Source organism: Collinsella sp. AM33-4BH, assembly GCF_003469205.1.
Lineage (GTDB): Bacteria > Actinomycetota > Coriobacteriia > Coriobacteriales > Coriobacteriaceae > Collinsella.
This window is the reverse complement of sequence record NZ_QSIN01000003.1, coordinates 153529-171015: the sequence shown is the minus strand read 5'-3', so window position 1 is coordinate 171015 and position 17487 is coordinate 153529. Positions and strand designations below refer to the sequence as shown.

14 protein-coding genes are annotated in these 17487 nt (G+C 56.7%); 9 read left to right on the top strand and 5 right to left on the bottom strand.

Going from position 1 to position 17487, the window contains the following annotated elements:
* Positions 1-86: 86 nt before the first annotated feature.
* Both DW821_RS03775 and DW821_RS03770 read right to left on the bottom strand, forming a co-directional pair.
* Positions 87-1235, bottom strand: a complete 1149-nt coding sequence (locus DW821_RS03775) for a cell wall metabolism sensor histidine kinase WalK (RefSeq protein ID WP_118065688.1) — start codon at positions 1233-1235, stop codon at positions 87-89.
* Positions 1232-1906, bottom strand: a complete 675-nt coding sequence (locus DW821_RS03770) for a response regulator transcription factor (protein ID WP_118065686.1) — start codon at positions 1904-1906, stop codon at positions 1232-1234. Before DW821_RS03770 ends, DW821_RS03775 begins: the two co-directional genes overlap by 4 nt.
* An 89-nt stretch (positions 1907-1995) precedes the next feature.
* Between DW821_RS03770 and DW821_RS03765 the strand changes: the two genes are divergently transcribed.
* The 6 genes from DW821_RS03765 (at position 1996) to DW821_RS03740 (ending at position 10880) form a co-directional block, all read left to right on the top strand.
* Positions 1996-2142: a CD1871A family CXXC motif-containing protein gene (locus DW821_RS03765; RefSeq protein WP_197032826.1), complete on the top strand. Its 147-nt coding sequence runs from the start codon at positions 1996-1998 to the stop codon at positions 2140-2142.
* Positions 2087-3046, top strand: a complete 960-nt coding sequence (locus tag DW821_RS03760; protein WP_118065684.1) for a 4Fe-4S binding protein — start codon at positions 2087-2089, stop codon at positions 3044-3046. The genes DW821_RS03765 and DW821_RS03760 overlap by 56 nt, the downstream gene beginning before the upstream one ends.
* 35 nt (positions 3047-3081) lie before the next feature.
* A complete protein-coding gene (locus DW821_RS03755) occupies positions 3082-4044 on the top strand; it encodes a redoxin domain-containing protein (RefSeq protein ID WP_118065682.1) in 963 nt (320 codons plus the stop codon).
* Positions 4045-4272: 228 nt separating this feature from the next.
* Positions 4273-5964 carry an FAD-dependent oxidoreductase gene (locus DW821_RS03750; protein ID WP_117798075.1) on the top strand — a complete coding sequence of 564 codons (1692 nt, stop codon included), beginning with the start codon at positions 4273-4275 and terminating at the stop codon, positions 5962-5964.
* A 221-nt stretch (positions 5965-6185) separates the two neighbouring features.
* Positions 6186-9440 (top strand): ATP-binding cassette domain-containing protein, encoded by a 3255-nt coding sequence (locus DW821_RS03745; protein WP_118065680.1) that lies wholly within the window; start codon positions 6186-6188, stop codon positions 9438-9440.
* 159 nt (positions 9441-9599) lie between these two features.
* Positions 9600-10880, top strand: coding sequence for an MFS transporter (locus DW821_RS03740; RefSeq protein ID WP_117635845.1), 1281 nt, complete (start codon positions 9600-9602; stop codon positions 10878-10880).
* Between the two features lie 202 nt (positions 10881-11082).
* On the opposite strand, the gene DW821_RS03735 is transcribed toward DW821_RS03740, so the two are convergent.
* On the bottom strand, positions 11083-11646 hold the full coding sequence (locus DW821_RS03735) for a TetR/AcrR family transcriptional regulator (RefSeq protein ID WP_117563584.1): 564 nt from the start codon (positions 11644-11646) through the stop codon (positions 11083-11085).
* Between the two features lie 239 nt (positions 11647-11885).
* Between DW821_RS03735 and DW821_RS03730 the strand changes: the two genes are divergently transcribed.
* The 3 genes from DW821_RS03730 (at position 11886) to DW821_RS03720 (ending at position 15587) form a co-directional block, all read left to right on the top strand.
* Positions 11886-13124 carry an agmatine/peptidylarginine deiminase gene (locus DW821_RS03730; RefSeq protein ID WP_117635844.1) on the top strand — a complete coding sequence of 413 codons (1239 nt, stop codon included), beginning with the start codon at positions 11886-11888 and terminating at the stop codon, positions 13122-13124.
* Positions 13125-13245: 121 nt separating this feature from the next.
* The gene (locus DW821_RS03725; protein ID WP_117635843.1) at positions 13246-14310 is read left to right on the top strand and encodes an ornithine carbamoyltransferase; all 1065 of its coding nucleotides are present in this window, start codon (positions 13246-13248) and stop codon (positions 14308-14310) included.
* Positions 14311-14321: 11 nt separating this feature from the next.
* On the top strand, positions 14322-15587 hold the full coding sequence (locus DW821_RS03720; protein ID WP_117635842.1) for an MFS transporter: 1266 nt from the start codon (positions 14322-14324) through the stop codon (positions 15585-15587).
* Between the two features lie 123 nt (positions 15588-15710).
* Here DW821_RS03720 and DW821_RS03715 read toward each other — a convergent pair whose 3' ends face one another.
* Together DW821_RS03715 and DW821_RS03710 are read right to left on the bottom strand one after the other, a co-directional pair.
* On the bottom strand, positions 15711-16844 hold the full coding sequence (locus DW821_RS03715; protein ID WP_118065678.1) for a hypothetical protein: 1134 nt from the start codon (positions 16842-16844) through the stop codon (positions 15711-15713).
* A 63-nt stretch (positions 16845-16907) separates the two neighbouring features.
* The coding region (locus tag DW821_RS03710; protein ID WP_233552991.1) for a DUF3592 domain-containing protein at positions 16908-17487 on the bottom strand (580 nt) is incomplete at its 5' end.

The following is a 17487-nucleotide window of genomic DNA, read 5'->3' as shown; positions in this document are numbered from 1 at the left end:
GCAGATGTGACAAAGGGACAGTCCCTTTGTCACATCCTCGATATTATGTGCGGGATGGTACGCCACGCGGCGTGCCATCCCGTTCGTTATTTTAATGAGCCGAGTGCGCGAGTGGGAAGAGTCACGAGCATGGTCGTTCCGCGCTCCGAGCTCTCTTCGACCTCGATGGAGCCGCCGTGGAGTGCGGCAATCTCCCAGACCAGTGCAAGCCCCAGCCCCACGCCGCCATATGCCCTGCTGCGCGATTTGTCGACGCGAAAGAAGGGCTGAAAGATGCTCGTCTGGTATTGCTCGGGAATGCCCGGTCCCTGGTCGCGCACGCGTAGCAGCACGCGGTCGCCTTCGGCGCAGGCGTTGATTTGCACGGTCGAGTTGGGCGCGCTATAGCGTATGGCGTTTTCGGTCAAGTTGAACAGCAACCGATAGATCAGCGTGTCGCTGCCGATCGTTTGCGCGTCGCCCTCACTTGTAAGCGTGATGTCTTTTTGCTCGGCAAGGGGTGCCAGGTCCGTGAGCACTTCTTCGATCATCGGCGCCAGGTCAATCGCATCGTTGCAGGGGACGCTGCGCAACTCGCTCATCTCGAGCAGGGTCTTTGTCATGTGCGTCATTCGCTCGGTCTGCTCTTGCAGCAGCCCGAGCAGACGCGCTGTATCTGCATCGGCGTCGGGGTGCTCGGCGCAAAACAGCTCAACCTGAGCTTGCATGAGCGCAAGCGGCGTGCGCAGCTCGTGCGCCGCATTGCCCGTAAACTGTTTTTGTGCAGAAAAACCTTCGTCAAGGCGGGCAATCATGTCGTTAAACGACGCGCTGCAACGCCTAAGCTCAGAGGGCACATCTTCGCTGATCTTTGTGTCGGCGAGGTTGTCGGGCCGCACGCTCTCGACTTGCGCTGCAAAGGTACGCAGCGGCTGCAACGCATGCCCGCTCACAAAGTAGGCCAGCACGCCACCGAGTAGCGTCACCGCTGCGGTTATGTACCAGCTCGTCGCACCAAACGATTCTTGGGCGTCGCTCACGACGATGGTCAGATCGTCGTCGAGCTCCTTGCTCGTCGGGTCGAACGAGTTGGGCGAGGCCGCCTCCGCCTTGCTATGCTCCGACATTTCAGTACCGATTGAGTCCATGTAGCGCATGCCGGAGTAGCCAACCAGGCAATTAATAAGTACGCAGGTCAAACATATCAGCAGAGCTGTCATCAACGTGATGCGCCATTGCAGGGACAGTCGCTTCATTCGCCGTCCTCCATAACGTAGCCCTCGCCGATTCGGTTACGGATGGGGTCGTGCCCCAACGCGCCGCGCAGCTTTTTGCGCAGTGACGAGATGTGCACGCGGGTCGCGTTGCTAAAGCTGTTGACACTGCTATCCCATACGTGGTCGATGAGCTCCTCTTGGCTCACCGGTCGTCCCTGGTTAAGCATCAGGTACTCCAAGATGCCGGTCTCCTTGCGTGTGAGGGATAGGGTCTCGTCGCCCACGGAGGCGACGCGCGCCTTGGTGTCAAAGCTCAGCGATCCGCAGGTCAGGACAACATCGCTTTGCGTAAAGCGCCTGAGCGTGAGGCTGCGGATACGTGCCGCCAGCTCGTCAAGGTGGAACGGCTTGGTGAGGTAGTCGTTGGCGCCCGCATCGAGCCCCGCTACCTTGTCGGAGACCTCGCCGCGTGCCGACAGCACGAGCACCTTGGTCTCACAATCGGTAATTCTGAGCTGCCTGAGTACGGTCATGCCGTCGACGTGGGGGAGATTAAGGTCGAGCACGACAAGATCGAAGGTCTCGATATCGAGCAGATCGAGGGCCTGCTGCCCGTCGTAGCAGCAGTCGACGCTATAGGCCAAGTTGCGCAGGCTGCGTGCGATTGCATCGCACAGCGCCCGCTCGTCCTCGACGACCAAGATGCGCATAACGTTCTCCTTGCATAGTCATTCGCGCTTAACACGGATTTTATAGTCGGTATGGTCCAATGGGTCGCGAAACGAAAGGAGTGGTCAGATTGTTCAAAGCGATTAAGCCTGTGGCGCAGGTGGCTTTGCTGATCGTTGGGGTAGCCATGGTTGGCTTTGGCATTATGCGCGGCGAGGCAGATGCCGTGCTGGCCAAGGCAATCAGGCTGTGCTTGGAGTGTATCGGAATTGGTTAAAAGAAAAAATACCGTATCGCATCTTTTGGCGAGATTTCGCGGATTGATTCAGGCGGCGGCAACGCTTGCGACCAACATTCACCTGCCTAATTTTGCCAAGGGAGGCATCTACCAGGGGGCGGGCAAAGCCGTCTGCGTGCCGGGGCTCAACTGCTACTCGTGTCCGGCGGCCTCAGGTGCGTGCCCCATCGGGTCGTTTCAGTCGGTGGTGGGCTCGTCTAAGTTCAGCTTTTCGTATTACGTCACCGGAACACTCATCCTGATCGGCGTGCTGCTGGGACGTTTTGTATGCGGCTTTTTATGCCCGTTTGGATGGCTGCAAGAGCTTCTGCATAAGATTCCCGGCAAAAAGCTCTCGACGAAAAAGCTCAAGCCGCTCACGTACATCAAGTACGCCGTGCTGCTGTTTGCCGTGGTGCTACTGCCCGTTCTGGTAGTCAACGATGTGGGCATGGGCGACCCGTTCTTTTGCAAGTACATCTGCCCGCAGGGTGTGCTCGAGGGCGCGATTCCGCTGTCCATCATGAACGTGGGAATCCGCTCCGCGCTGGGAAAGCTCTTTACCTGGAAGCTCGCGATCCTCATTGTGGTTGCGGTGCTGAGCGTGCTGTTCTACCGCCCCTTCTGTAAATGGATTTGCCCCCTCGGTGCGTTTTATGCACTCATGAACAAGGTGTCGTTGCTGGGGATTCAGGTTGACCAGTGCAAATGCGTCTCGTGCGGTAAGTGCGCCAAAGTGTGTCAGATGGACGTGGACGTTACGCGTACGCCCAACCATGCCGAGTGCATTCGTTGCGGCAAATGCGTGGGCGCATGCCCCGTCGATGCCATTAGCTTTCGCTACGGGCTGGGTGTGACGGGCGACAAACCCGCGCAGCCCGCGCAAGCCTGCGAAAACAAATAGGTATCTATATAAGCTTCGATATAAACGGAGGAACCATGAAACTGTCAAAAATTGCGGCCTTGTTGATGCTGCCCGTGCTGGCGCTGACTCTCGCAGCGTGCTCTGCCCCCAAGGGCGACGCAAAGGATGCCACGAGCGGCGATACGCAAATCGCCGAGCTTGTGGCACAAAAGCCGTCGAGCGCCGAGGAGGCGGCCGAGCTGTACCAGCAGCTGCTGCAAAAGGAAAACGAGATCTTTGCGAGCGATAACGCCCTATGGGAAAAGGTGTTTCTTGCGGCCAACAAAGACACTCCCATGATTGAGGACGGCAAGAACTACGGCGACTTTTTGCTTGATACCATCGAGGGCGCCAAGGATCAGTTTACGGCTGACGAGCTCAAGACGCTTAAGGCCGGCGCGCAGCAGGTCAAGGAGATCGAGGATAAGCTCATGGCGCTGGAGAAGGAGTTTCCCGGATGTGGCAGCACGCCCGGCGAGGGAGAGAGCGTCGATGCCTCGACCGCAGGCATGACCAACGGCGAGAGCGGGGAGACGAAGTTCCCCAGCTTTAAGGGCAAGGACTTGGACGGCAACGATGTAAACAGCGACGAGCTGTTCTCCAAGAACAAGGTCACCGTCATGAACTTCTGGTTTACCACCTGCAAGCCGTGCGTGGGAGAGCTGGGCGATCTGGAGAAGCTCAACAAGGAGCTTGCCGAGAAGGGCGGCCAGGTCGTGGGCGTTAATTCCTTTACGCTCGATGGCAACAAAGACGAGGTGGCAGACGCCAAGGACGTACTTTCCAAGAAGGGCGTGACGTACAAGAACATCTGGTTCAAGTCGGATAGCGAGGCCGGCAAGTTCACCTCCAACCTGTACTCGTTCCCGACCACGTACGTGATCGACCAGAGCGGTAACATTGTGGGAGAGCCGATCATGGGCGGCATCAACTCCGCTGAGCAGCGCGAGGCGCTCAATAAACTGATCGATCAAGCACTCGCGAAGAGCGAACAGTAGATTCGTGGGACAGGCAACTGAAGGGGAGTCGCTGGAAACAGCGACTCTTTTTTTTCTGCTTCGGGGTAGCATCATGGGTATACGTCGAAAGGGCACGCAGCTTTTCGTGCATTGCCTGAGCGGTGCGCGAAGCAACCAAGCTGTGAGTTTTCTTAAGCGTTCTGGGTATGGCAGTGTCAAGAATATCGGCGGCATAAGCGGCTACACGGGAAAGGTGGTGCGTTAGCTATGAAGGTGGTTATCGTTGGAGGCGTCGCGGGCGGCGCATCGGCGGCCGCACGTTTGCGCAGACTCGACGAGCAGGCCCAAATTGTCATCTTTGAGCGCACGGGTTTTGTATCGTATGCCAACTGTGGGCTTCCGTACTACATTGGCGGCGTGATAGAAGAAGAGAGCGCATTGACGCTGCAGTCTCCCAAGGGCTTTTGGGATCGCTTTCGCATTGCGGTCAAGACGAGTCACGAGGTGTTTGCCATCCATCCCGATTCGCATACGGTCGAGGTTCGCAATATGCTGACGGGCGAGGAATTTGTCGAGACGTATGACAAGCTCATCCTGTCGCCGGGTGCAAAGCCGATTCGCCCTGCGTTGCCGGGCATCGATTCGGATAAAATCTTTAGCCTACGCACCGTTGAGGACACGCTGCGTATTCACAGCTATGTTCGAGAGCGGCGACCGAGCAGTGCCGTCGTGATCGGCGGCGGCTTCATTGGCGTCGAGACGGCGGAGAATCTGTGCGAGCTAGGGCTCCAGGTGACCCTTCTGCAGCGTCCCGTCCAGCTTATGAACAACCTGGATTACGACATGGCGACCCTTTTGCATACCGAGGTGCGTGAGCACGGTATCGATCTGCGCCTCAAGGCCGATGTGACAGGTTTTGAGGAAGTTGATGGCCGCGTTGTCACCCATGTTGCGGGCGATGACCCTATCGGAGCCGATATGGTGCTGCTTGCCATTGGCGTGGCACCTGAGAGCCATCTGGCGCAAGAGGCGGGGCTCGAACTGGGCATCAAGGGGGCTATTGTGGTCAACGACCGCATGGAGACCTCTGCTGCCGACGTGTATGCCGTGGGCGATGCCGCGCAGGTCACGCATCAGGTGACCGGCGAGGACGCGGTCATTTCGCTCGCCGGCCCCGCCAACAAGCAGGGGCGTGTCGTTGCCGATGTCATAGCCGGCATGGACAGCTGCTACCGCGGATCGTTGGGCTCATCGATTATCAAGGTATTCGACTTGACGGCGGCAAGCACGGGACTATCCGAAAAGGCAGCACACGCGGCGGGAATTGACTGCGACAGCGTGGTCCTGTCGCCCGGTTCGCATGCGGGTTATTATCCGGGTGCAACGCCCATGACCATGAAGGTTATCTTCGAGAAGCAGGGATTGCGCCTGCTGGGTGCGCAAATCGTGGGCATCGATGGTGTGGACAAGTGTATCGACGTTCTGGCGACTGCCATCCAGGCAGGCATGCGCGGCGATAGGCTTAAGGATTTGGACCTAGCATACGCGCCGCCGTACTCATCGGCGAAGGATCCCGTCAATATGGCGGGCTTTATGATCGAGAACCTCAATCGCGGCATACTGGCGCAGTGGCATTGGGAGGATGAGCCCAACTTGCCACGCGATGGCAGCGTGCAGCTGCTCGATGTTCGTACGGAAGGGGAGTATGAGCGCGGGCATATCGATGGTTTCGTAAACATTCCCGTCGATGATCTGCGCAATCGCCTGGGCGAGCTCGACCGGGCCAAGCCGGTCTACGTAATTTGCCAGAGCGGCATTCGCAGCTACATTGCTTGCCGCATTTTGGCGCAGCATGGCTTTGAGTGCTTTAACTTCTCGGGCGGCTATCGCTTCTTTGCAGCCGTGACTGAGGCTCGCCGCGGCAGCGCTAACGTTATGCCGTGCGGGCTCGAAAAGTAGCGCGCATTGGAATGTGACAAAGTGACAGCCTCTTTGTCACATCGGGGATGTTATATGCGGGATGGTGCGCCATGCGGCGTGCTGTCCCGTTCGTTTTTTGGCGCGGTTCGTTACATTCCTCACTGGTATCGGCCAAAAATGAGGATAGAGTAGGACAAGCGCGCCGAACGTGAACGGCGGGGGAGCGGGCGAGCGCGCCCGCGCGAGAGAGGTTGCCGTCCATGCTGGATCTCAGAGATATTTGCAAAAGGTACGTTACGCAGTCGTTTACGCAGGTAGCGCTCGACAGCGTAAGCCTGTCTTTTCGCGATAACGAGTTTGTAGCCATCCTGGGTCCCTCGGGTTCGGGTAAAACTACGATGCTCAACGTCATTGGTGGACTCGACCATTTCGATTCCGGCGACCTGTTGATCGATGGCATCTCGACCAAGGACTTCAGCGACCGCGATTGGGATGCCTACAGAAACAATCGCATTGGCTTTGTGTTTCAGAGCTACAACCTCATTCCGCATCAGACCATTTTGGAAAACGTGGAATTGGCGCTTACGCTCACGGGCGTGGGGCATGCCGAGCGCCGCCAGCGTGCACGCAAGGCGCTTGAGGCAGTCGGTCTGGGCGAGCACGTTAACAAGCGCCCGAGCCAGCTATCGGGCGGCCAGATGCAGCGCGTGGCTATTGCCCGCGCCCTGATCAACGATCCCGAGATTGTGCTGGCTGACGAGCCGACCGGCGCCTTAGACTCAACGACATCCGTGCAGGTCATGGATTTGCTCAAGGACGTTGCGCGCGACCGTCTGGTCATCATGGTCACGCACAATCCCGAGCTGGCGTACCAGTACGCCACGCGCATCGTCAACCTGGCGGACGGCAAGATCACCGACGATTCCGATCCCTTTGATGTTGCCAATGCCGCGCGTCGCGAGGCTAAGCCTACGCGCAAAACCTCGATGAGCTTTGTGACGGCGCTGGGGCTTTCGGCGCGAAACCTTTTGACCAAGAAGGGCCGTACGGCTATGACGGCCTTTGCTGGTTCGATCGGCATCATCGGTATCGCGGCGATTCTGGCGCTCTCCAACGGCGTAAACGGCTACATCAAAAAGGTCGAGGAGGACACGCTCTCAAGCTACCCGCTTACGATTTCCAAACAAGATTACGACCTGTCGTCCATGATGGGCGGACAGGGGGCCACGGATGACGATACGTCCAAGGGCGAGGGCTCGTCCGATGACGCTACCGGTGGCAAGGCTAAGGGAACCGATAAGATTCCCGTGGTCACAGCCGTAAAGGATATGTTCGCAAGTGTTAAATCTAACGATATGACGAGCTTTAAGGCATGGCTTGACGGCGGCGGCGACGGTATCGACAAAGAGGTCAACGCCATCCAGTACGGCTACGGCGTGACGCCGGTTGTCTATCGTGCCGGCAAGGGCGATGAGAAGCCTGTCCGGCTGGTGCCCAACGCTATGACCGAGGCCATGAGCGGAGGCGCGAGCTCGGCGGCAACGGTGAGCATGGAATCCATGGGAACCTCGGTCTTTAACGAGATGATTGACGACCAGAACCTGCTCGACAACCAATACGATGTCGTGGCGGGGCATTGGCCTACGTCCGCCAACGAAGCCGTGATGGTGCTTTCGAGCCGTGGCACGGTGGGCGACTACACGCTTTACAGCATCGGTGCGCTGGATATCGATGAGCTCAACGACCTGGTTAACAGTGCTATGACGGCCGACGGCAAGGTCGAGACGCCCGAGACCGGCGCCGACTTTACCTACGACGATGCGCTGTCCACGACGTTTAAGGTGTTGTCGCCGGCCGATGCCTATCGCAAAAACGAAGAGACCGGCATGTGGACTGACATGTCCGGCGATGCCGACTTTATGACGGCCAAGGTTGCTGACGGTATCGACGTGCGCATTGTGGGCGTGGTACGACCCAACGAGACGGCTAACGCGAGCGCATTGTCCCCGGGCATTGCCTATACGCATGCGCTGACTCGCCAGCTTATGGAGCGCGCTGCCGATTCTCAGATCGTGCAGGAGCAGCTTGCCCACCCCGAGACGGATGTCTTTACGGGCAAAACCTTCGATGAGTTGCAAGGCGAGGCCAAGCAAGGCGTTGATTTGGGTAGCATGTTCAGCGTGGACGAGGCGGCACTGAAGAGCGCGTTCTCGTTCGATACGTCTGCGCTCTCGGGTGCTGCCGGCGGTATGGACCTGTCGGGTCTTGACTTGTCCGGGTTGGATATTGACCTTTCGGGCGTAGGTAAGGATATCGACTTTAGTGACATCATGGCCAAAGCGCCGACCCCAGATTTCTCGGGCATCTTCGACGGCCTGGAGCTCACGCCCGAGCAAATGCAGCAGGTGGGAACGCTTGCCAACCAGCTGTTTGAGGGCTTTTTGCAGTCTGATCAGTTTAAGGCGCTGTCGCCCGAAGATCTTAAGGACGCATCAAAGCTCGCCGCCGCATTCTCGACGTATCTTGAGAATGATGACGCGGCCCAGCAAATCCTGGCCCAGCTAAAAGCGCTGGGCGGCGATGCCCTGTCCGAGCGCCTGCAGCAGGCGATGACCGACTATGTGCAAAAGCAGCTGGCTCCGTATCTGCAGCAGGCTATGGATCAGGTGATGCAGACAATTAGCGAGCAGATTGCGACAACGGTGTCAGCTCAGCTCAAGGCGGGCGCGGCGGGGCTCATGGGCCAGATGGCGATGCAGATGTCTTCGAGTTTTGCCAACTTGGCAAGGGCGATGCGCGTGGATGCGAGCGCCTTTGCTCGTGCCATCCACTTCAACATGGACGCCGAGGACCTGAGCTCGCTCATGATGAGTTACGCCAAGGCGTCAAAGCTCACCTACGACAACAATCTGACCACGTTGGGCTATGCGGATGAGGCAGACCCTATCTCGGTCAAGATTTTCCCGCGTGACTTTGAGGCCAAGGAGCGCGTACTCGATCACATCGATGCGTACAACAAGCAGGTCAAAGCCGATGGCCATGATGAGCAGGAAATCTCGTACACCGACTACATGGGCATCATCATGGGTTCGGTGACCGACATCGTGAACACCATCAGCTTGGTGCTCATCGCATTCGTGAGTATCAGTTTGGTGGTGAGCTCCATCATGATCGGCATCATCACCTACATCAGCGTGCTGGAGCGCAAAAAGGAGATTGGCATCCTGCGTGCGATCGGCGCGTCAAAGCGCAACGTGGCCAACGTATTCAATGCCGAGACCTTTATCGAAGGCCTCATTGCCGGCGTCTTTGCCATTGTCGTCGTGGTGGCCGTGAGCTTTCCGGTTAATGCCTGGGCGCTTGCGGCCAAGCAGGTGCCCAACCTGATGAGCCTGCCCGTTCAAGACGCGCTGATGCTCATTGTAATTTCGGTGCTGCTGACGGTCGTTGCCGGCCTGCTGCCGGCTCGCAGCGCATCCAAGAAGGATCCCGTGGAGGCCCTGCGCTCCGAATAATGCGACAAAGGGACAGTCCCTTTGTCGCATTGGGGGCCCAATTACCGTTCGGCACGTTAAGGGTCCCCGCTCCCCGCTTAACACTTGACGAAGAATCTCCATCTTTATATACCTATCGGTAGGCATATAGGTTGCATTGCCGATAGAAACGGAGTAACCATGACTCTCATCGCACCAGCCGAAAAGGACCGCCCCCGTGAGAGCGGCGCATTTGCTTGGATTGTCGTTATTGCGCTCGGTTTAATGTCTGCGGGAACAACCGGCACCTACAGCATCATTGCCGGCTCATTCATCGCTCCTGTATGTGAAGACCTGGGCTTTGACTACACTTCTTTCTCTTTCTATTTCACCGCGATTCTTCTTGGCCTTGCGCTTGGGCTTCCGCTTTTGAGTCGTTTCATTCCAAAAGTAATCGGCAAACCATGGCATATTTGCGTTGAACTCGTCCTTATTGCCGCCGGCGCCGCAATGGCGTTCTACACCGAGGTCTGGATGTTCATCGTCTCCGCCGCAGTGATCGGCATCTGCTTTTCGTTCACAACGGGTGTCTGCATGTCCGATGTCATTGACCAATGGTTCAGTAAATCGTCTGGTCTTGCCATCGGCCTTGCGTGGGGCGTTAATTCTCTCTGCACGCTGCTATTGAGTCCTGTCATTACACTGGTCATCGAGCAGCAAGGCTGGCGTACGGGTTACATCGTACTTGCGGCCGTTTCTGCAGCCATGATATTGCCCACAAGCGCATTTATCATTCGCCTTAAGCCTTCTGATCGCAATATGCTTCCGTACGGAGAGACTACCTCCGAAACCCATGAGAGCTACAGCGCCGATGAAAAGGAAGATGTCTCTTCGGGCATGGCGCTCCGCGATGCCGCGAAAACGCCATCTTTTATTCTCTGCGCCCTTCTGCTCTGCGTGGCGCAACTCACCTGCTGCATGAACCAGCTGTTCCCGACCTATGCAAGCGAGGTCGGCTTCAATCCCATCGTGGGAAGCCTAATGGTTTCGGCGGCTTCGCTCTCCGATATTTTCCTAAATCCCTTCGTAGGCAAAACATGCGACAAGCTCGGTGCTATTAAAGCAACGGTCGCATGGACGGGAGTCAGCATTCTTTCATTCCTACTTCTCATCTTTGGCGGAAGCAACGAGACCGTTTCCATCATCGCGGCCGGCGTAAACGACGTCATGTTCGCCATCGTTGGAACTGCAATGCCGATGATTCTCCTCTCGCTCTTCGGATCACGCGATTTTGGAAGGATCTATTCGATTATTTGCTCAGCGGGCTATGTTGTCGGAGCTTTCGGAATGCCAGTCATGATGAAGGTTTACGGTATGGCAGGGTCTTTCCAAGGAGTATTCGTCTTCTGTATCATCTGCAACCTTCTGATTGCGACATTTGCTTTAGTTTCCGGTATCCTCAATAAGACTACCGCGAAATAACCTGACCAACGAACTGCCCTTCAGCCCTGTCATTTGTCTCCGCAAGTTAAAACGAAATTGGGGCCGATTCCAACATAGCTGGAATCGGCCCCAATTTCTATTCAACAACTTTTGCAATCATCGCGAACACGGGTTTCGAACCATTCCGCGACCCCGCAAGTCGTCGCATCGCGCTTGCCAAGGTGCCTCTGTTATTACGCGCCTATTTAAACATGAGTTCGACGATCCCTGCCCAAACAGCCTTTTCATCGATGTCTTCATCTTGGGCAACGGTATTGCTCGCTCCCTCAAGTACGGTGTAAAGAATCTGCACGTACAGCATGACGTCTGTTTCATCGGAAAACGCGCCAATTTCTAGGCCATGGAGAAGGATGTCTTTAAGCGCGTCCATAGTTCGGTTGATCGCCGTTGCCTGACGTTCCTGAACTGCAGGGATTCGATTTGCCTGAATACTGACCTCGGCCAGCACGCGACGGCGCTTTTCATCACTACGATAGCCACCTATAACCGAATTGCCGAGCTCGATAAGCGCCGCCTTGAATCCGTCCCTATCGACTATTAGCGAGTAGTCGCGCTGATAGTCGATAGTCGGAAACATACTATCTAAGAGCGTGGTGAAAATATCCTCTTTAGAGGGAAAGTAGTAGTACACCGATGGCTTGGATATACCGACACGGTCGCAGATTTTTCCAATGGACGCCTTGTCGTAACCGACTTCTGCCACAAGATCATACATTGCGTCCAATATTTTTCCCTTTGTGCTCACGCTTCACTTCTCCATTGCAAATCACTTCCGCATTGCCAACATTATTAAGAATGGCAACGGAACATCAATTCGTGTCCAAACACGACCACTATAAACGGTGAACGGTAGGTATCGACAGGCGAATGGCAATTATACAAAAACACCTACCGAACGGTAGGTATAGTAGTACTATAGCTGGTGTAACCCCGCTATTGTCGCGGCCGGACAGCATTGCGGGAAACCCGACGGAAGGACCAACCATGTACGAGAACTATCGTATGCCGGGCGAGTTTGAGAAGCGCTCCAACGTCTATGTGACATGGCTCCCCGATTACATTCGCGCAGAGGGCTTCGATAATCGCCAGCCCTGCGTTGACGTAATTAAAGCTTTGCTTGAGTATGGCGACGTTACGGTCAATCTCAACTGTGGCACCCCCGGCTCCTACGAGGAAGCCTGCTCGCGCCTTAAAGAAGAAGGGGTGGATCTCGACCGTATCCAGATTACGCAGTTCGAAGACTCCAACTTCTACGTTCGCGACAACGGCCCCAGCATCATGGTCGACGACGAAGGCCATTCCTATATGGTCAACCCCGCTTGGACCTATTATGGCGTGTGGGACAAGAACTCCCCAGAGTGCCAGTCCGCACGCAGGGCAGCTGTTCACATGGCGGTTGCGCTCGGGTGCTTCGATATCGTCAATTCCGAAATGGTTTCGGAGGGCGGCGACCGCGAGTTTGACGGTCACGGCACCCTGATCGCCATCGAGGACACGGAATGCCGCAAGCGCAATCCCGAGTTCTCAAAAGAGGAAGTGGAGGCCGAGTACAAGCGCATCTACAACCTCAACAAGGTTATCTGGCTGCCGCAGCCTATGCTTGAGGACGACGACTATCGACTGGGCATCCTCGACGAGAAGGAAGATGGAACTCCTGTCTTCGGCATGAGCTTCGCCGCCCACATCGATGAGATGTGCCGCTTTATCACCCCGAACAAGATTCTTCTTGCCGAGGTATCCGATGAGGAGGCCGCCTCGAGCAAGGCGGGCGCGGAATCGCATCGTCGCATCGACGCCGCCTACGAGATTCTACGCGCCGAGACGGACTGGGAGGGCAAGCCCTTCGAAATCGTCCGCATGCCCACTGCCGAGCCGATCGAGGTTGTCATCGCTCCCGGCGACGAGGACTACGAGCTGTATAAGGGCTTCATCGACGAAATGGGCGGCAAGTTCATGGATGGCACCCCTTGGCCCGAAGGCCCCGTTCACTTTTATGCCGCAGCAAGCTACTGCAACTTCCTCATCTGCAACGGCGTCGTTCTTGGCCAGCGTTATTACCACGAAGGCATGAGCGAAGTCGTGAAGGAGAAGGACGAGCAGGCCAAGGCGGTTCTTGAGAGCTGCTTCCCCGATCGCAAGGTCATCATGATCGACTCTCTCGCGCTTAACCTGTCCGGCGGCGGCGTGCACTGCTGGACCAAGGACGTGGCCGCCAGCTGCTAGCAAGTTCTTAAACTTGCGCTGCCTGATCCAAGCGCCACACTTACAGTCCCCGAGGGATATCCGTGTTTCCCTCGGGGGCGCATTCGACACTTACCCATCAAACAATTGAAAGGAAATAGGCATGAACAACAGCCTTCGCGGTCGCGACTACCTCAACATCCACGATCTTTCCTCTGAGGATTTCCGTTACCTCATCGATCTTGCCTGGAACCTCAAGGCCCAGAAAAAGTCCGGTGTCGACCAGCGCTACTTCCCCGGCAAGAACGTTCTCGCCAACTTTGAGTGGGGCTCGACCCGCACTCGTTGCGCCTTTGAGACCTCTTGCAACGACCTGGGCATGGGCTTCACCTATCTGACCAACTCCCACATGGGCGATTGCGAGACCATCGAGGATGCCATGCGCGTCTTCAACGGCATGTATGATCTCATTGTCTATCGTGCACAAAAGGACGAGCAGTTCCTCTATGATGTCGCCGACTTGGTCGATATTCCAGTCATCAATGCCCTCACCCTCGGCGATCACCCGACCCAGATGCTCGCTGACGCTCTCACGATGGAGGAGCAGTGGGGTGGTCTGCGCACGAGCCGTGGCAAGAAGATGGCCTTCGTTGGCAACTGCGCCGGCGCCCCCGTGTGGTATGGCCGTCTGTGCGCGATGCTCGACATGGACTTCCTCGCCATCGGCCCCGACGACCTCCGTCACCAGATGTGCAAGGAAATGATCGAGGAGGTTGAGGCCTGCTACGCCAAGTACGCGCCTAACAGGACCTTCACCATCACCTCTGACCTTGATGCTCTGGACGGTGTCGACGTAATCGTTACCGAGGAGTGGCGCTACATCAACCCCGAGTGCGGCGACGAGGTTCTGGACCCTGACGACTACAACTCTTGGCTTGGCGACGCCGAGTCCCTGTACCCCTATCGCGTCACCAGTGAGCTGTGCAAGCGCACCAACAACCCCGACATCTTCTGCATGCACGAGCTCCCCTCTGTTCACAACGCAAATCACCGCGTTGGCAAGATGTTGCTCGACCAGTGCAAGAACGACCTGCATCGTGAAATCATCACCGAGGGCTTTGAGATTGCGGACGAGTGCTTTGAGGCCAACGCGTCGGTCATCTTCCGTGAGGCAGAGAACCGTCAGCACACCATCAAGGCCGTTATGTGCGCCCTTCTGGGTCTCTAGGAGCTGTATCAATGGAAAATGCAAAGTTAAAGAGCAGCAAGGTTTACGCATGGGTTCTCGTGATCGCGCTCGGCCTCATGTCTGCCGGTACGACCGGATCCTATAGCGTAATCGCTGGCTCCTTCGTCGCGCCCGTGTGCGAGGAGTTCGGATTTGACTACTCCATCTTCTCGTATTACTTCACTGCAACGCTCATTGGTCTTGCAGCGGCTCTTCCGTTTGTCGGAAAACTCATCCCCAAGGTTGTTGGCAAGTTTTGGCTCCCCGTCGTCGAGCTTATTCTGCTCGCCGCTGGCGCAGGCATGGCCTTCTACACCGAAGTCTGGATGTTCATCGCAGCTGGTGCTTTGATTGGCGTTTGCTTCGCCTTCACTACCGGCGTCGCCATGTCCGATGTTATTGACCAGTGGTTCAAAAAATCTGGCGGCCTGGCAATTGGTCTCGCTTGGGCAGTGAACTCGATTTACATGCTCATCATGAGTCCCGTCATCACCTCTGTCATTGAGGCTGCTGGCTGGAGGACTGGTTATCTGGTGCTCGCTGGCGTCTCCGCCGTGCTCATTCTTCCCGCTTCCATCCTGATTATCCGCTATAAGCCCCAGGACAAGGGCATGCTGCCCTATGGCTATGTCGAAGGCGAGACGGTCGCCGAGACCGAGGAGACGACCGAGGATAGTGCACGTGGCGTTAGCTACGCACGCGCTATTAAGTCGCCTGCATTCTTTTTCTGCATCGGCTTCCTCTGCCTCGTTCAGCTTACTTGCTGCATGAACCAGCTGTTCCCCACCTATGCCGCCGAGGTCGGCTTTAGCCCCATGGTGGGTGGCTTCATGGTTTCCGCCGCATCGCTGTTCGACCTGTTCCTCAACCCGATCGTCGGTACCACTTGCGATAAGTTTGGCAGCACCAAGGCCATTCTGAGCTGGCTCGCCGTCTCGATTCTCTCCTTTGTCATGCTCATGATGAGCAGCGGCAACTCGACGCTCAGCATTCTTGCTGCCGGTGTTAACGACGTCATGTACGTCATCGCCGGCACCGCTCTGACCGTTTTGGTGATGGACGTCTTTGGCTCCCGTGACTTTGGTCGCATCTTCGCGCTCATCTGCTCCGTGGGCTATATCGTCGGCGCCTTTGGCATGCCCGTCATGATGAAGGTATACGAGCTTGTCGGCTCCTTCCAGGGCGTTTTCATCTTCTGTATTGCATGCAACGTCATCATCGGTCTGTTCTTGCTGCTGGCAAAGAAGACTGGTAAGAGCCTCTCTTGGGACGAATAGTTCGATTCGTCTTAGTCATACGCTGTAGGAGTTAATCTGCAGCAGCTTTAGGGCATCGGCTAACGCCGGTGCCCTTTTTCATGGAATGTGACAAAGGGACAGTCCTTTTGTCACATTGGGCGCCTAGCTCGTTTTGCCCACCAACGTGATACGGATGCTTGGATGGGTGTACTCGTCAAACTCGTCCTCGGGCTCCGTGTCAAACGAATAGTACGTTTTGATGAGGTCGTCACTCGTCCTGATGGAGATTCTCTCGTAGAGCGAACCGTTCAAAAAAGCCTGCCTAAACTCTTCGGGGAGCTTTTGCGGTGCTAGGAGCTCGGGACTCACGGTCTTGACGTCTACGGTTTGGACGACAGAGGAAAGCTCATCCAAGTCGAGCTCGATGCGGGCGAGGTTGTCCTCAAGGCTCGCGTCGGGGTCGATCTCCGCTATGTAACTCACTTCCTTGAGCGTTCCCTTGTTATCGAAATCCAGGTACGTATAGGTCTTCTGGGTATCGGAGTCGCCGTCGTGCAAGTAGCCGCGGACATGATAGCCGTAATCTTGATATCGCTCGTAGGGGTCATCGGCGGACACGTACTCGCATGCGGGCTCTAATGCCTTGCGGGCGATGGCGATCTGCTCGGCCGCGGCCGCGGCGTTCTGTTGCATCTTGATGTTTCCCTGCGCCAGCTGCGGGATATAGGCACCGCACACGATTGCGAGGGGCAGTGCCACAAGCGCGACGATCCACTTTTTTGCACGGGGGATAGGCACGCCACAGGCCTCTGCCATGGCCTTTGCGTTGGCAAAGCTTTCGGCAAGCACGTCTGCCGCGGTGGCGACGGCGCCTACGGCAGCGGCGACTTCTGCCGCGCCGCCCAGGTTGCGCGCGGTCTCGTTATCGCTGTTCTTAAGCAGGCGCGCGGCAGCCTGCGTACCGATAACGCCTGCGATTTGTGCCGAGCGGTCTTTCTCGGTCTGCTCGACGACGAGTCGGTGCTGCATTTCCTTCCACTGCTTGCCGCGCATGCCAAAGCGCGGCGCGAGCGCGCAGTAGCAGAATATGACGAGCTCGATGGCAGTGAGCGCCAAGGCGGTCATCATGCCCGTCTCTTGGAAGCCTTCGTGATGGAAGACGATATCGTCGATCATTTCGAAGGGAATGATCAAAAAAGGCAGCACGAACGCCATGGCAAGCGCTGCACCGGCAATCTTGGGATAGATGCAGTATCGCTGGATACGCTTGCGTTCTTGTTCGGAAATTGTTGCCATGGCTGGTCCTTGGTGTCGTAACGGTCGTTGCGGCGCATGGGGCGCGGGGCGCATCAGTTTGAGCTAGCGCTGGATAAGAACATAGAGCAAGATGCTCATCGCGATGAGCAAGAAGCCTGCGATGTTAAACATCAGTGTGGCAAAGTTGCCCACGATGGGGCGTTCGACATAGCTTTTGTCTGGGTTGCTGGGGTTGTAGTACACGGTCATTTGGCTACCGAGGGGCCAAAGCTGCTCCGCGAGGGTGCCTAGGCGGGCGATGGGGCCTGTCTGCACGTGCAGCCAGCCCTTGGCGTCTTCGTAGGCGGTGGCTTGCGTGCGGATGGGGAGTCCCGACAAGCTTTTGGTCATTATGCCACGGAATTGTTTTTTCGCGCGGTATTGCGTGCCGTCGACGGCGTATTCCAAAACGGGATACATCCTGCCTTCGCCCATAAAGCGATGGTCGATGACCGTTCCCATGGTCACGGCGGTACAGGCCTTGGCTTTCTTGCGAGCGGCGGCTTTCATGAGCGCGCTCACTCCGATAAGCAGGATGCCGATGCCCCCAACCAAGATGAGCGCGAGCAGGGATATCCGCGACGTGGTCACGGCGTTCTCCTTTGGCGCGATACCGTCATATGTGACCCAGTATAGAGAATCC

Excerpts from the sequence above, each read along its gene's own strand:
- DW821_RS03775 (WP_118065688.1), bottom strand. The coding sequence starts at position 1,235 with ATGAAGCGACTGTCCCTGCAATGGCGCATCACGTTGATGACAGCTCTG.
- DW821_RS03770 (WP_118065686.1), bottom strand. The coding sequence starts at position 1,906 with ATGCGCATCTTGGTCGTCGAGGACGAGCGGGCGCTGTGCGATGCAATC.
- DW821_RS03760 (WP_118065684.1), top strand. The coding sequence starts at position 2,087 with ATGCCGTGCTGGCCAAGGCAATCAGGCTGTGCTTGGAGTGTATCGGAA.
- DW821_RS03755 (WP_118065682.1), top strand. The coding sequence starts at position 3,082 with ATGAAACTGTCAAAAATTGCGGCCTTGTTGATGCTGCCCGTGCTGGCG.
- DW821_RS03750 (WP_117798075.1), top strand. The coding sequence starts at position 4,273 with ATGAAGGTGGTTATCGTTGGAGGCGTCGCGGGCGGCGCATCGGCGGCC.
- DW821_RS03745 (WP_118065680.1), top strand. The coding sequence starts at position 6,186 with ATGCTGGATCTCAGAGATATTTGCAAAAGGTACGTTACGCAGTCGTTT.
- DW821_RS03740 (WP_117635845.1), top strand. The coding sequence starts at position 9,600 with ATGACTCTCATCGCACCAGCCGAAAAGGACCGCCCCCGTGAGAGCGGC.
- DW821_RS03730 (WP_117635844.1), top strand. The coding sequence starts at position 11,886 with ATGTACGAGAACTATCGTATGCCGGGCGAGTTTGAGAAGCGCTCCAAC.
- DW821_RS03725 (WP_117635843.1), top strand. The coding sequence starts at position 13,246 with ATGAACAACAGCCTTCGCGGTCGCGACTACCTCAACATCCACGATCTT.
- DW821_RS03720 (WP_117635842.1), top strand. The coding sequence starts at position 14,322 with ATGGAAAATGCAAAGTTAAAGAGCAGCAAGGTTTACGCATGGGTTCTC.
- DW821_RS03715 (WP_118065678.1), bottom strand. The coding sequence starts at position 16,844 with ATGGCAACAATTTCCGAACAAGAACGCAAGCGTATCCAGCGATACTGC.